Raw genomic sequence first — 13,339 nt, 5'->3', positions numbered from 1 at the left:
CGGGGCTGAGGACGGACCAGGCCCGAGAGCGGGCGGGACTGAGCGGGCGCGGGGCTTAGAGCCGGCGAATCGCCCGGCCGGCAGCGGATATCCGGACGACAGCGCGTCCCCCGCCGTCGCACACTGCGCCCATGGATGATCACGACAAAGGCGTTCCGGCCGCCCCCGGCTTCGCCTTCAAGCCCACGCTCACCGGCGAGCTCGCCCTGCTGTGACCGGTCACCGTGGACGACGTGCCCGCGCTCCTTCCCATGTTCCGGGACGAGGAGACGTCGCGGCTGACCGGTTACCACGCCGCATACGACGAGGCCGGGCTGCGGGCCTGGTACTCCTCGCGCGGCGCCCAGGACGACCGTCTGGACCTCGCGATCGTGGAGCGGGCGACCGGGCAGGTCGTCGGGGAGGCGGTCCTCAACGAGTGGGATCCGGGCAACGAGAGCTGTAGCTTCCGCATCTGCTCCGTGCCCGGCGCACCCGGACGCGGGCTGGGGACCGAGGCGACCCGGCTGATCGTCGGCTACGGGTTCGAGACGCTGGGCCTGCACCGCATCTCGCTGGAGGTGTACGCCTTCAACCCGCGCGCCCGGCGCGTCTACGAGAAGGCCGGCTTCGTACCGGAGGGCGTGCTGCGGGGCGCGCTGCTGTGGGAGGGCGAGCAGGTCGACGCCGTGGTGATGTCGATCCTCGCGCCGGAGTGGTCCCGGCACCGCGGGCGGCCGGAGCCGGAGCTGTAGCCGTCACCGGGGCCGTCCGTCACCGGGGCCGTTCGGCCCCTGGTGTCCCGTGACCCGGCCGCCTCTACTGGAGGGGTGAGCGACACCACCGCACCGCCCCGCCGCCGCGTCGAGCTGACCCGCGCCGAGTCCCTCCGGCTCCTGCGCACCGTCTCCCTGGGCCGGGTCGTCTTCACCCGGCGCGCGCTGCCGGCCATCCGCCCGGTCAACCACGTCGTGGACGGCGGCCACATCGTCATCCGCACCCACGAGGGCTCCTCCCTGGCCGGACTCGCGGCACCAGCGGCAACCGCGGCGGCACCCGCACAACAGCCCGGGGCGGCCGCCCGCCGCGTCGTCGTCGCGTACGAGGCCGACGCCATCGACCCCGTCACCCACCTCGGCTGGAGCGTCGTCGTCACCGGCTACTGCACGCCGGTCACCGACCCGGACGAACTCGCCCGCTGTGCCGCGCTCCTGACGCCCTGGTGGGACGAGCGGATGGACTACGCGGTACGGATCCGCCCGTCGCTCGTGACGGGTGTCCGACTGATCCCCGGGTGCCCGCATCCGCCCGTCGCGGCCTGCTGATACCGGCGGACGACCAGCCGGGCCACGGCCTCGTGCGGGCCCAGCGGAGCGGACACGGAAATATCTCTCACTCTCCTCCGTACGGACGCGCTTACGGACGCATGCATGGGCTCATGCACGGGCTCACGTACGGACGCACGCACGGACGCACGTACAGACTCGCTGAAGTGCCCCGGCCCCGTCAGATACGTGGCGACGGACACCTCCGCGTGCCCCTCCTCCCGTAGCGCCGCCACGGCCTCCCCGGGGCGCGGCCCGCGGCCCGACACGTACGACGGTTCCACGCGGACCCCGAGCCGCAGGGCGAGCAACCGTGCCATGCGGGTGGTGTCCGCCCGGGCGGCGGGGTCGGAGGACCCGGCGGCGGCGAGGACGACGGGCGCCGGCGAGCCGGGCTCCCGCCCCGCCTCCGCCAGCCGGTCCGCGAGAGCCTCCGCGAGCAGCGGGTGCGGCCCCAGCGCGGGGGCCGTACGGCACAGCAGCCGGGGCCCCGCGGACGCCGCCGCGGCCGGAATGTCGACCCGTACGTGGTGACCGGTCCCGAGCAGCAGCGGCACGAGCACCGCCTCGCCCCGCAGTCCGGCCAGGACGTCATCCAGGGCGGGCGCCACCAGTCCGAGGTAGCCGGCCCGGACGTCGAGGTCCGGCCTCAGCGCCCGTACGCGCCCGGCGAGCGCCTCGGTGACGGCGGCTCCGGCCGGGTTCCGGGTGCCGTGGGCGGCCAGGACGAGAGCGGGCACGGTCTACACCCCCACCGGACCGCGGCCGGGCCGCAGGTAGACCGCCCACGTCAGGGCGGCGCACAGGGCGTACGTGGCCAGGAAGGCGAGATAGGCAGCGTCGCCGTTGTGCGAGCCGAGGAAGGACTGCCGGAAGGCGAGGTTGACCAGGACGCCGCCGAAGGCCCCCACCGCGCCGGCGACGCCGATCAGGGCCGAGGCGCGGCGCCGCGAGGTCTCCTCGGCCGCGGCCGGGTCGGCGCCGTGCGCCTCCACCGCGGTCCGGGCCCGGGCCCGGAAGATCGCCGGGATCATCTTGTACGTCGAGCCGTTGCCGATGCCGCTGAAGACGAACAGGGCCACGAAGCCGGTGACGAACAGCGGCAGCGAGCCCTCCCGGGACGCGACCAGGACGGTCACCGCGCCCGCCGCCATCGCCCCGTAGTTCACCAGGGTCACGCGGGCCCCGCCCCAGCGGTCGGCGAGCAGCCCGCCGACGGGGCGCACGAGCGAGCCGAGGAGCGGGCCGAGGAAGGTGAGGCCCGCGGCCTTGACCGGGGTGTCGAAGTCGCCGTGGAACTGCACCTGAAGCACCTGCCCGAAGGCGAAGCCGAAGCCGATGAAGGAGCCGAAGGTGCCGATGTAGAGCACCGACATCACCCAGGTGTGCGGCTCGCGGCAGATCTCGCGCAGGGCGCGCTTGTGGTTGCGCAGGCCGGTCAGGTTGTCCATGCGCAGGGCGGCGCCGAGGGCCGCGAGCGCGATGAGGGGGAGGTAGAGCAGCGGCAGCAGGCGCGGGTTGCCGCTGCCCGCGGTGGCCAGGACCAGCAGGCCGAGGAGCTGGACGGCGGCGACGCCGAGGTTGCCGCCGCCCGCGTTGACGCCGAGGGCCCACCCCTTGAGCCGCTGCGGGTAGAAAGCGTTGATGTTGGCCATGGAGGAGGCGAAGTTGCCGCCTCCGACGCCGGCGGCGCACGCGACGGCGAGCAGCGTCCCGTAGGAGACGCCGGGTTCGAGGAGGACTCCGGCCAGGACGGTCGGGACGAGCAGCAGGAGTGCGCTGATCACCGTCCAGTTGCGGCCGCCGAAGGCCGCTACGGCGACGGTGTACGGCAGCCGCAGCACGGCGCCGAGGGCCGTCGGCAGGGCGGTGAGCAGGAACTTTCCGGCCGGGTCGATGCCGTACTCGGGGCCGAGGAAGAGGACCAGGACGGACCACAGGCTCCAGACGGAGAAGCCGATGTGCTCGGAGAGGACGGAGAAGAGGAGGTTGCGGCGGGCGGTCCGGGCGCCGGTCTCCTTCCAGAAGACGGGGTCCTCGGGGCGCCAGTCGGCGATGTCGTGGCGGGCGTGACCGGCATGACCGGCGTGACCAGCACGACGAGGTGCGCCTGCGACGGGCTCAGGGGGCTCGTACGACACCACGGGCTCCGGGGCCACCCCCCGCCGCACCGGCCACACCCGTACCGCCGCCTCGCTGCCGTCCGGCGCCAGCGGCTCGTCCAGGCAGGCGCCCGTCCGCAGGCAGAACGCCTGCTTGTACATGGGCGAGGCCACCACCGGCGCGCCGTCGCGGCTGCCGAGGATGCCGCGCGAGAGGACGTGCGCGCCGCTGAACGGGTCGCGGTTGCCGACGGCGTACACCTCCCCGGCCCGGTCGCGGAAGACCGCCACCTGCTGGTCGCCGACCAGCACCGCGACCCCGCGCCCGGGGACGAGCCCGTCCCACTCGCACACGGGCTGCCAGCCCGTTCCGTCGTAGATCTCCACGGTCGACGCAGTCGTATCGGCCGACACGTTCGACGCGTTCGACTCAACCGTCTCGGTCATCCTGTACGCACCTCCAGCTGAGCGCCGGCGATCAGCGGCGCGGTGAGGACCTGCCCGTCCTCGTGCGGCAGGGCAGGGCGGATCTGGCCCCGTTCGGGGACGAAGCGGACGGTCGGGTCGGGGGTGCCGGGGGCGTTGGCGAAGGAGGCGAAGCGGCGCAGCCGGACGGGGTCGGCGAGGGTGGCCGCCCACTCGTCCTCGTACGTGGCGATGTGGCGGGCCATGAGCGCGTCCAGGTCGGCGCAGATGCCGAGGGAGTCGTCCATGACGACGGCCCGCAGGTGGTCGAGGCCGCCGTCGAGGCGTTCGAGCCAGGGGGCGGTGCGTTCCAGGCGGTCGGCGGTGCGGATGTAGAACATCAGGAACCGGTCGATGGTGCGGAGGAGCGCGGGGCGGTCGAGGTCGGAGGCGAGCAGGTCGGCGTGGCGCGGGGTCATGCCGCCATTGCCGCCGACGTAGAGGTTCCAGCCGGTGGAGGTGGCGATGACGCCGAAGTCCTTGCTCTGCGCCTCGGCGCACTCGCGGGCGCAGCCGGAGACGGCCGACTTGAGCTTGTGCGGGGCGCGCAGCCCGCGGTAGCGCAGCTCCAGTTCGATGGCGAGACCGACGGAGTCCTGCACGCCGTAGCGGCACCAGGTCTCCCCCACGCACGACTTCACCGTGCGCAGGGCCTTGCCGTAGGCGTGGCCGGACTCGAAGCCGGCGTCGACGAGCCGCCGCCAGATGTGCGGGAGCGCATCGACGGTGGCGCCGAAGAGGTCGATGCGCTGCCCGCCGGTGATCTTCGTGTAGAGGCCGTAGTCGCGGGCGATCTCGCCGATGACGATGAGGCCGGCGGGGGTGATCTCGCCGCCGGGGACGCGCGGGACGACCGAGTACGAGCCGTTGCGCTGGAGGTTGGCGAGGAAGTGGTCGTTCGTGTCCTGGAGGGCGGCCTGCTCGCCGTCGAGGATGTGGCCGTTGCCGAGGCTCGCGAGGATGGAACCGACGACGGGCTTGCAGACGTCGCAGCCGTCCGCGCCTTTGCCGGCCTCCACGCCGTTGCCCGCTGCCGTCCCGTGCTCGTCGGCGAGGCGGGCGAAGCCGTCGATGCCCTTGACGCGGATGATCTCGTAGAGCTCGGCGCGGGTGTGCTCGAAGTGTTCGCACAGGCCGCGCGCGGTCTCGACGCCCGCGGCGGCGAGCTCGTCGGTCACGAGCGTGCCGAGGAGCTTCACGCAGCTGCCGCAGCCCGTGCCGGCCCTGGTGCACTGCTTGATCTCGGGGACGCTCGTACAGCCCTTGTCGTTCACCGCCGCCCTGACGGCGCCCTTGGTGACGTGGTGGCACGAGCACACGACCGCCTCGTCGGGCAGGGTCACGGGCCCGGCCGGAACCCCGGCGGAGGCGGGCAGCACCAGCTGTTCGGGCGGGGCGGGCAGCGGCGTGCCGCTGAGGGCGAGGGGGCGCAGGATGCCGTACGCCTCGGTGTCGCCGACGAGGACACCGCCGAGGAGGGCACCGTCCGCGCCGATGACCAGCTTCTTGTAGACGCCGTCCCGACTGTTGGAGTACGTGACGTCGAGGGCGCCGTCGGCGGCGCCGTGCGCGTCGCCGAAGCTCGCGACGTCGACGCCGAGGAGCTTGAGCTTGGTGGAGGTGTCGGCGCCGGTGAAGGTGCCGCCGTCGGTGAGGGAGCCGCGAGCGGTGTGGTGGGAGTCGCGAGCGGTCGCGGTGACGGCCCGCGCGGCGGTCTCGGCCATGGCGTAGCCGGGGGCGACGAGGCCGTAGACGCGGCCGTCGGCGGCGAGGGCGCACTCGCCGATGGCGAGGACGGCGGGGTCGGCCGTACGGCAGTGCTCGTCGATGACGATGCCGCCGCGCTCGCCCACGGGGAGTCCGCAGGCACGGGCCAGTTCGTCGCGCGGGCGCACGCCGGCCGCGAAGATCACCAGGTCGGTGGGGAGTTGCCGGCCGTCGGAGAGGGTGAGGGCCCGCGCCGCGCCGTCCGCGCCGGTTTCGATGCGCCGGGCTCCGGCGCCCGTGTGGACGGTGACGCCCAGGTCCTCGATCCTGCGGCGCAGGACGGCGCCGCCTCCGTCGTCCACCTGGATCGCCATGAGGCGGGGCGCGAACTCCACGACGTGGGTCGGCACTCCCATGGCCTTGAGCGCGCCCGCCGCCTCCAGGCCGAGCAGCCCGCCGCCGATGACCGCGCCCGCGCCGGCCGTGGCGGCGGCGTCGCGGATGCCCTCCAGGTCCTCGATGGTGCGGTAGACGTGGCAGCCGGGGGCGTCGTGGCCGGGGACGGGCGGCACGAACGGGTACGAGCCGGTGGCCAGGACGAGCGCGTCGTACGGGAGTTGCCGCCCGGAGGCGGTGGTGACGGTGCGGGCGGCGCGGTCGACGGCGGTGGCGCGGTCGCCGAGGCGCAGCTCGATGCCGTACTTCTCCAGGAAGCCGTCCGGGCAGAGGGAGAGCTCCTCGGCGGAGGTGCCGGAGAACCAGGAGGTGAGGTGGACGCGGTCGTAGGCGGGGCGCGGCTCCTCGGCGAGGACGGTGACCTGCCATTCGGTGGCCGGCCCGGCCGGGGCCTGCTCGAACAGGGCTTCCAGGAAGCGTTGTCCGACCATGCCGTGGCCGACGAGAACCAGGCGTCGTGCAGCCGTCATCAGGAGGCTCCTTGCGAGGTGGGCGAGGTGGGCGAGGTCAGCAGGTGGAAGGGGTCACTGGGTACGGGTTCGCCCCGTTCGTAGGCGCGGGCGAGGGCGCCGACCGTCGCCAGGTCGCCGAGGAGGACGGCCCCGGCGATCCGGTCGCCGCGCAGGACGAGCTTCTTGTACGAGCCGCGGGTGGCGTCGGCGATGCGGAGGACGTCGAGGCCGTCCTCGCCGGCGGCTGCCGCGTCGCCGAACGCCGCGTACTCCAGGGGCCCGGCCGACAGCCGGGCGTACGGGCGCGAGCCCTCGTACACGGCGTCCGGCGAGGCACCGGAGAGGCGCGCGGCCAGCACGTCGGCCTGCTCCCAGGCGGGGCCGGCCGTGCCGTGCGTACGGCCGGCGTGCTCGGCGCAGTCGCCGATCGCGTACACGCCGGGGGCGCAGGAGAGGCTGTCGTCGACCACGACGCCGGTACGGACGGGGAGGCCGGCGGCGCGGGCGAGGGCTGTACGGGGCGTGACGCCGCAGGCGGCGACGACGAGGTCGGCGTCGAGGGTGTGACCGTCGGAGAGTTCGACGCGGACGGCCCCGTACGCCCCTTCCCCTTCCCCCGCCCCCGGCTCCGCCTCCCGCACCGTGACCCCCGTGCGCACCTCCACCCCCAGGCCCGCCAGGCCCCGGCGCAGGAGCTCGCCCGCCGGGCCGTCCAGGTCGCGCTCGACGAGGTACGGGGCCCGGTGGACGATCGTCACCGGCAGCCCGCAGGACGCCAGCGCCCGGGCCACGCTCACCCCGAGGACGCCGCCGCCGATCACCACCGCCCGGCGGGCGCGGGCGGCCGCGCCGGCCAGCGCCTCGCCGTCGTCGGCGGTCCGCACCACGTGCACCCGGCCCCGCCCGAGCTCGCCGCAGGCGACCGGCTCCGCGCCCGTGGCCAGGACCAGTTCGTCGTACGGGACGCGCTCCCCGTCCGCCAGCTCCAGCGTGTGGGCCACAGTGTCGAGCCCCGTCACCTCGCAGCCCGTCCGCAGCCGCGCCTCGCCGGCCGGCAGCGTGAGGTCGTCCGCGGCGTAGCGGCCCGTGAGGACGTCGGCGAGCAGCACCCGGTTGTACGGGGCGCGCGGCTCGGCCCCGTACAGCGTGACCTCCGCGTCCCCGCCGAAGGCCTGGAAGCGCTCCGCGAAGCGGGCGGCGGCCATGCCCGCGCCGACGACGGCGATGCGCCGGGTCACGATGCCGCATCCGTAACAGCAGAAGCCTCGGCCTTCTCCACCCGTACCGCGCACACCTTGAACTCGGGCATCCGCGAGACCGGGTCGAGGGCGGGGTTCGTGAGGGAGTTGGCGCGTCCCTTCCCGCCCCAGTGGAAGGGCATGAAGACGGTGTCCGGCCGGATGGTGTCGGTGACGCGGGCGGGGGCGACCGCCCGGCCGCGCCTGCTGCTGACCGCCAGCAGCTCGCCCTCCGCGACGCCGAGGCGCCGGGCGAGGACCGGGTGGACCTCCACGAACGGGCCGGGCGCGGAGCGGTTGAGCTCGTCGACGCGCCGCGTCTGGGCGCCGCTCTGGTACTGGCCGACGACGCGGCCCGTCGTCAGGAACAGCGGATAGTCGCCGTCGGGGCCGTCGGGCTCCTCCGCGGCGGGCCGGTGCGTCACGGCGGCGAACCGCGCCCGCCCGTCGGGGGTGGCGAAGCGGTCCAGGAAGAGGCGGGGCGTGCCGGGGTGGTCCGGGGCCGGGCAGGGCCAGAAGACGCCGTCCTCGGCGCGGATGCGGCCGTAGCTGATGCCCGCGTAGTCGGCCTGGCCGCCGGCCGAGGCGCGCCGCAGCTCCTCGAAGACCTCCTCGGGGTCCTCGGGGAACCCTTCGGGCACGCCCAGCCGGGCGGCGAGCCCGTGCAGGACGGCGAGGTCGCTGCGTACGCCCTCGGGGGCGTCGACGGCTTTACGCCGCAGGATGACGCGGCCTTCGAGGTTCGTGGTCGTACCGGTCTCCTCCGCCCACTGGGTGACCGGCAGGACCACGTCGGCGAGCCGGGCCGTCTCGGAGAGGACGACGTCGCCGACGGCGAGGAGGTCCAGCGCGCGCAGCCGCTCGGTGACGTGGGCGGCGCGGGGGGCGGAGACGGCCGGGTTGGAGCCCATGAGCAGGAGCGCGCGGACGCGGCCGTCGCTGTTGTTACCGCCGATACCGCCGCCGCTGCCGTCGCCCCCATCACCCCCGAGCGAGTCGAGGAGTTCGTACGCGCTGCGGCCGGGTCCGGGCAGGTCGTCGGGGTCGATGCCCCAGACGGCGGCGACGTGGCGGCGGGCCGCGGGGTCGGTGATCGAGCGGTAGCCGGGGAGCTGGTCGGCCTTCTGGCCGTGTTCGCGGCCGCCCTGGCCGTTGCCCTGGCCGGTCAGGCAGCCGTAGCCGGAGCCGGGGCGGCCCGCCTTGCCGGCCGCCAGGCACAGGTTGATCCACGCGCTGACGGTGTCCGTGCCCTTGCTCTGCTGCTCGGGCCCGCGCGCGGTCAGCACCATGCCGCGCGGAGCCTCCCCGAACATGGCGGCCGCGGCGGCTAGTTGCGTCACCGGCACGCCCGTGATCCGCTCCACGCGCCCCGGCCAGTGCGCCATCGCGGCGGCCCGCGCCTGCGCGAAACCGGTCGTGCGGCGGGCGATGAAGTCCTTGTCGGCCCGGCCGTCGGCGATCAGCAGGTGCAGCAGCCCGAGCGCGAGGGCGAGGTCGGTGCCGGGGAGGGGCTGGAGGTGCAGGTCGGCCTGGTCGGCGGTGCGCGTGCGGCGCGGGTCGACGACGATCAGCCGGCCGCCGTTCTCGCGCAGTTCGCGGAAGTAGCGCAGCGCCGGGGGCATCGTCTCGGCCGGGTTGGCGCCGACCAGGATCACGCAGTCCGTGCCGGCGACGTCCGCGAGCGGGAAGGGCAGGCCGCGGTCGATGCCGAACGCGCGGCGGTGCGCGGCCGCCGCGGACGACATGCAGAAACGGCCGTTGTAGTCGATGTTCGGGGTGCGGAGCGCGACGCGCGCGAACTTCCCCAGCAGGTACGCCTTCTCGTTCGTGAGCCCGCCGCCGCCGAAGACGCCGACGGCGTCGTTGCCGTAGCGGCGCCGCACCGCCATGAGGCCGGCGGCCACCCGGTCGAGGGCCTCGTCCCAGGAGGCCGGGCGCAGCGGGGCGTCCCGCGAGTCGCGGACGAGGGGCTCGGTGAGCCGCACGCCGGGGCGCAGCACGGCGGCGGCGGTCCGCCCCTTGCCGCACAGGGCGCCCCGGTTGACGGGGAAGCCGGGGCGCTCCAGGACCTCCACGGGCTCCGGCCCGGCGCCCGGACGCAGCCGCATGCCGCACTGCAAGGCGCAGTACGGGCAATGGGTGTCGGTGGCGGTGCCGGGGCCTGGGCCGGAGGTCGTCATGTCACTGAGGTTCACGCCGCGCCGTTACGTGCCGGCGTCGGCGGTGTTGCCTGCCCGGAACAAGCCCTTCACACGGCCGGGCGGGCGGCGCGGGCCGTACGACATCTGCCGTAACCTGCCGCAAGCTTTCCCTAACGCTTGTGTGACTGCGGCGCAACGGCGCCGAAACCCCGCCGACGGACCATGCGCGCATGGCAACGACCAGCGCTGACACCGGCCCGGGCACAGGACCTGACCCCGGACCGGGCCCGGGGCCGGGCATAGGGCCGGACATAGGGCCGGGCCCCGGGCCCGAGACAGGCCCGCTCACCGGCTTCGTCGTCGGGGTGACCGCGGACCGGCGGCGCGACGAGCTGACGGCCCTGATCCGGCGCAGGGGCGCCCGGGTGATCGAGGCGCCCACGATGCGGATCCTGCCGCTCGACGACGACGTGGCGCTGCGCCGCGCCACCGAGCGCTGCCTCGCCGCCCCGCTCGACTACGTCGTCGCCACGACGGGCGTCGGCTGGCGGGGGTGGATGAGCGCCGCGGAGGGCTGGGGGCACGGGGCGGGGCTCGCGGGGGCGTGCCGGGGCGCGGAGGTGCTCAGCCGCGGGCCCAAGGCGACGGGCGCGGTGCGGGCCAGCGGCCTGGAGGAGGCGTACTCGCCCGGCTCCGAGGCCACCGACGAGCTCCTGACCTGGCTCCTCGCCCGCGACCTGACCGGCCGCCGCATCGCCGTCCAGGAGCACGGCGTGCCCCTCGACGGCTTCTCCGACGCGCTGCGGGAGCGCGGCGCCGAGGTCATCGGCGTGCCGGTCTACCGGTGGACGCCGCCGGAGGACACCGACGCGGTACGGCGCCTGGTCGGGCAGACCGTACGGCGCGAGGTCCACGCCCTCACCTTCACCAGCGCGCCCGCCATCGTCTTCTTCCTGGAGTCCGCGCACGCGGCCGGCCTGTACGCGGAGGTCCTCGCCGCGCTGCGGGACGACGTCCTGCCGGTCTGCGTCGGCCCGCTGTGCGCCCGCCCGCTCCAGGACGTCGGCGTCCCGGCGACCTGGCCGGAGCGCGGCCGCCTCGGCGCCCTCGTCCGCACCCTCACGGACACCCTCCCGGCCCGCGAACGCCGCGTCCTGCGCACCGGCGAGCGCCCCCTCGTCCTCCAGGGCAGCGCCCTCCTCGCGGGCGCGGAAGCCATCTGGCTGCCCCCGGTCCCGGCCGCGGTCCTGCACGCCCTGGCCGCCCGCCCGGGCCGGGTCCTCAGCCGCAGCGAACTGCTCCAGCGGGTGTGGGCGGGCGCCCGGGCGGACGAACACGCGGTGGAAGCGGCGGTGGGCCGGCTGCGCAGCGCACTGGGCACGCACGCGATCCTGATCCGCACGGTGCCGAAACGCGGCTACAGACTGGCAGTGGACGACTGAGCCGAAAGCCCGCACCGGAACCACTCCGGCCGGCCGCGGCCATGAAGGACCGTTAAGGACCGCCCCGGCCCTGCGCCCGCTTCCTACCGCCGCCGCAGGACGAGGTCCAGCAGCCCCGGGAAGTGCTCATCGAATTCGGCACGGCGCAGCCGGTTGATGCGCTTGGCGCCCGCGTCGCGCTGCTCGATGAGCCCCGCGGAGCGCAGCACCGCGAAGTGATGACTCAGCGCGGCCTTGCGGACCGGCACGTCGAAGCTGCCGCAGGTGCGCTCCCAGTCCTCACTGGCCGCCAACTCCCGTACAAGCGCGAGCCGTACGGGGTCGCTGAGCGCGGCCATGGCGGTCTCCAGGAGCACGTCCCGGGGATGGACGTGCTCCGGTGGCGTGCGGTGCGACGCCGATGCCGACGCCGGAGCCGCGACGTTTCCCTTGGTCATAACGGCCTTCCTGACGAACGATTGCAAAGTGTTCGATGATCTGCGTACAGTCTACGTGTTCGCGTCGCATCGAACAGTCTATTCGCGTCGTACGCCCTTCACCCCCGCCCCGTCCGACCGACCTTTAGGAATAGGCATGTCCCAGAGTGAACCCAGTACTGCGAAAAGGAAGCTGTCGCTGCTCGCGGCCTGCCTCGGGTTCGTCGTCGTCATCCTCGACGTCAGCGTCGTCAACGTCGCCACCGACGCGCTGAGCAAGGACTTCGGCGGCAGCCTCTCCGGGCTGGAGTGGGTGATCAACGGCTACACCCTCACCTTCGCCGCGTTCCTGCTGTCCACCGGTTCGCTGGGCGACCGCTTCGACCCGAAGCGGATCTACCAGGTGGGCTTCGCGCTCTTCGCCGTGGCGTCCTTCGCCTGCGGCGCCTCCACCACGCTCGTCGCGCTGATCGTCTCCCGGGTGGTCCAGGGCCTGGGCGCGGCGATGATCGTCCCGTCCTCGCTGTCGATCGTGAACAAGTCGTTCCCCGACGCCGGCGAGCGCGCCAAGGCCGTGAGCCTGTGGGCCGCGGCGGGCGGCCTCGCCCTCGCCCTCGGCCCGGTGGTCGGCGGCGTCCTCATCGACCAGCTCGGCTGGCGGTCGATCTTCTTCGTGAACGTCCCGATCGCTGTCGCCGGCATCTGGCTGACCCAGGCCAACGCCCCGGCCACCGTCCGCGCCGCCGACGCCCCGCGCCGCTCCTTCGACCTGCTCGGCCAGGTGCTGGCCGTGGTCGCGCTGGGCACCTTCACCGCCGCCATCATCGAGGCCAACGGCCGGGGCTGGGGCTCGGCGTTCGTCATCGGCTGCCTCGTGGCCTTCGCCGTCGCGACCATCGCCTTCGTCGCCGCCGAGAAGCGCAGCAGCGACCCGATGCTGCCGCTGCACCTCTTCGGCCGCAAGGCGTTCACCTCGACCTCGCTGATCGGCGTCCTCGTCAACTTCGCCTTCTACGGCCTGATCTTCGTCTTCAGCCTGTTCTTCCAGTCCGTCTGGGACTACTCGCCGATCGTCGCCGGCCTCGCGTTCCTCCCGATGACCGCCGCGATCATGACCGCCAACCTGTCCTGCGGCCCGCTCGCCAAGCGGTACGGCGCCCGTGCCGTCCTCATCACCGGCAGCTCGCTGGCCGCCCTCGGCTACCTCGGCACGCTCCCGGCCGTGCACTCCGGCTCGTACTTCGCCATCGTCGCCCAGTTCCTGGTGGCGGGCTTCGGCATCGGCCTGGTCGTCCCGGCCATGACGAACGCCATGCTCTCCGCGGTCGACTCCGGCAACATCGGCATCGCCTCCGGCGTCCTGAACGCGTCGCGCCAGCTGGGCGGCCTGATCGGCGTCGCGATCATGGGCCTGATCGTGGGCGACGCGAAGTCGGACACGTTCACGTCGGGCTTGCAGACGGCCCTGGGGTGGGCGGTGGCGGCGCTGGTCGGGTGCGCGCTGCTGAGCGCCTTCGGCATCCACCGCGCCGCCAAGGCCAAGGCCGCGGCCGCCCCTGCCGCCGCCACCGCCCCGGCGGCCGCCAAGGCCGCCGTCCCGGCGAAGTAGCCCACCC

10 protein-coding genes and 1 pseudogene are annotated in these 13,339 nt (G+C 74.4%); 4 read left to right on the top strand and 7 right to left on the bottom strand.

Annotation, left to right across the window (positions count from 1 at the left end; genetic code table 11):
• Positions 1-224: 224 nt before the first annotated feature.
• Together D7231_RS12065 and D7231_RS12060 are read left to right on the top strand one after the other, a co-directional pair.
• Positions 225-734, top strand: coding sequence for a GNAT family N-acetyltransferase (locus D7231_RS12065; RefSeq protein ID WP_277875577.1), 510 nt, complete (start codon positions 225-227; stop codon positions 732-734).
• A 75-nt stretch (positions 735-809) separates the two neighbouring features.
• Positions 810-1,304: a pyridoxamine 5'-phosphate oxidase family protein gene (locus D7231_RS12060; RefSeq protein WP_194960676.1), complete on the top strand. Its 495-nt coding sequence runs from the start codon at positions 810-812 to the stop codon at positions 1,302-1,304.
• Here D7231_RS12060 and D7231_RS12055 read toward each other — a convergent pair.
• From D7231_RS12055 to D7231_RS12035, 6 genes and pseudogenes are all read right to left on the bottom strand, one after another.
• Positions 1,220-2,044, bottom strand: coding sequence for a sirohydrochlorin chelatase (locus D7231_RS12055; RefSeq protein WP_120755249.1), 825 nt, complete (start codon positions 2,042-2,044; stop codon positions 1,220-1,222). The two genes, D7231_RS12060 and D7231_RS12055, sit on opposite strands and share 85 nt — an antisense overlap.
• A gap of 3 nt (positions 2,045-2,047) precedes the next feature.
• The gene (locus D7231_RS12050; RefSeq protein WP_241999688.1) at positions 2,048-3,361 is read right to left on the bottom strand and encodes a nitrate/nitrite transporter; all 1,314 of its coding nucleotides are present in this window, start codon (positions 3,359-3,361) and stop codon (positions 2,048-2,050) included.
• A gap of 120 nt (positions 3,362-3,481) precedes the next feature.
• Positions 3,482-3,853: pseudogene (gene nirD / locus D7231_RS37440) on the bottom strand (nitrite reductase small subunit NirD); the annotation flags it as partial.
• Positions 3,850-6,504 carry a nitrite reductase large subunit NirB gene (nirB, locus tag D7231_RS12045; RefSeq protein WP_120755245.1) on the bottom strand — a complete coding sequence of 885 codons (2,655 nt, stop codon included), beginning with the start codon at positions 6,502-6,504 and terminating at the stop codon, positions 3,850-3,852. The gene nirB and the pseudogene nirD, both read right to left, overlap by 4 nt.
• A complete protein-coding gene (locus D7231_RS12040; RefSeq protein WP_120755243.1) occupies positions 6,504-7,724 on the bottom strand; it encodes an NAD(P)/FAD-dependent oxidoreductase in 1,221 nt (406 codons plus the stop codon). The genes nirB and D7231_RS12040 overlap by 1 nt, the downstream gene beginning before the upstream one ends.
• Positions 7,721-9,904 carry a molybdopterin oxidoreductase family protein gene (locus tag D7231_RS12035; RefSeq protein WP_120755241.1) on the bottom strand — a complete coding sequence of 728 codons (2,184 nt, stop codon included), beginning with the start codon at positions 9,902-9,904 and terminating at the stop codon, positions 7,721-7,723. The genes D7231_RS12040 and D7231_RS12035 overlap by 4 nt, the downstream gene beginning before the upstream one ends.
• Positions 9,905-10,095: 191 nt before the next feature.
• On the opposite strand from D7231_RS12035, the gene D7231_RS12030 reads away from it, so the two are divergent.
• Complete coding sequence (locus D7231_RS12030; protein WP_120755239.1) at positions 10,096-11,307, top strand: uroporphyrinogen-III synthase; 1,212 nt, start codon at positions 10,096-10,098, stop codon at positions 11,305-11,307.
• An 83-nt stretch (positions 11,308-11,390) separates the two neighbouring features.
• Here D7231_RS12030 and D7231_RS12025 read toward each other — a convergent pair whose 3' ends face one another.
• Positions 11,391-11,744 (bottom strand): ArsR/SmtB family transcription factor, encoded by a 354-nt coding sequence (locus D7231_RS12025; RefSeq protein ID WP_120755237.1) that lies wholly within the window; start codon positions 11,742-11,744, stop codon positions 11,391-11,393.
• Between the two features lie 136 nt (positions 11,745-11,880).
• Between D7231_RS12025 and D7231_RS12020 the strand changes: the two genes are divergently transcribed.
• Positions 11,881-13,332 carry an MFS transporter gene (locus D7231_RS12020; protein ID WP_120755235.1) on the top strand — a complete coding sequence of 484 codons (1,452 nt, stop codon included), beginning with the start codon at positions 11,881-11,883 and terminating at the stop codon, positions 13,330-13,332.
• The last annotated feature ends 7 nt before the right edge of the window (positions 13,333-13,339 follow it).

The organism is Streptomyces klenkii (assembly GCF_003626645.1).
Taxonomy (GTDB): Bacteria; Actinomycetota; Actinomycetes; order Streptomycetales; family Streptomycetaceae; genus Streptomyces; species Streptomyces klenkii.
Note: the sequence above shows the minus strand (reverse complement) of the source record. Positions and strands in the feature narration are given on the sequence as shown.

What these genes read in the sequence shown, in the direction of transcription:
- nirB (WP_120755245.1), bottom strand. Translation starts at nt 6,504, where the DNA reads ATGACGGCTGCACGACGCCTGGTTCTCGTCGGCCACGGCATGGTCGGA.
- D7231_RS12025 (WP_120755237.1), bottom strand. Translation starts at nt 11,744, where the DNA reads ATGACCAAGGGAAACGTCGCGGCTCCGGCGTCGGCATCGGCGTCGCAC.
- D7231_RS12030 (WP_120755239.1), top strand. Translation starts at nt 10,096, where the DNA reads ATGGCAACGACCAGCGCTGACACCGGCCCGGGCACAGGACCTGACCCC.
- D7231_RS12035 (WP_120755241.1), bottom strand. Translation starts at nt 9,904, where the DNA reads ATGACGACCTCCGGCCCAGGCCCCGGCACCGCCACCGACACCCATTGC.
- D7231_RS12020 (WP_120755235.1), top strand. Translation starts at nt 11,881, where the DNA reads ATGTCCCAGAGTGAACCCAGTACTGCGAAAAGGAAGCTGTCGCTGCTC.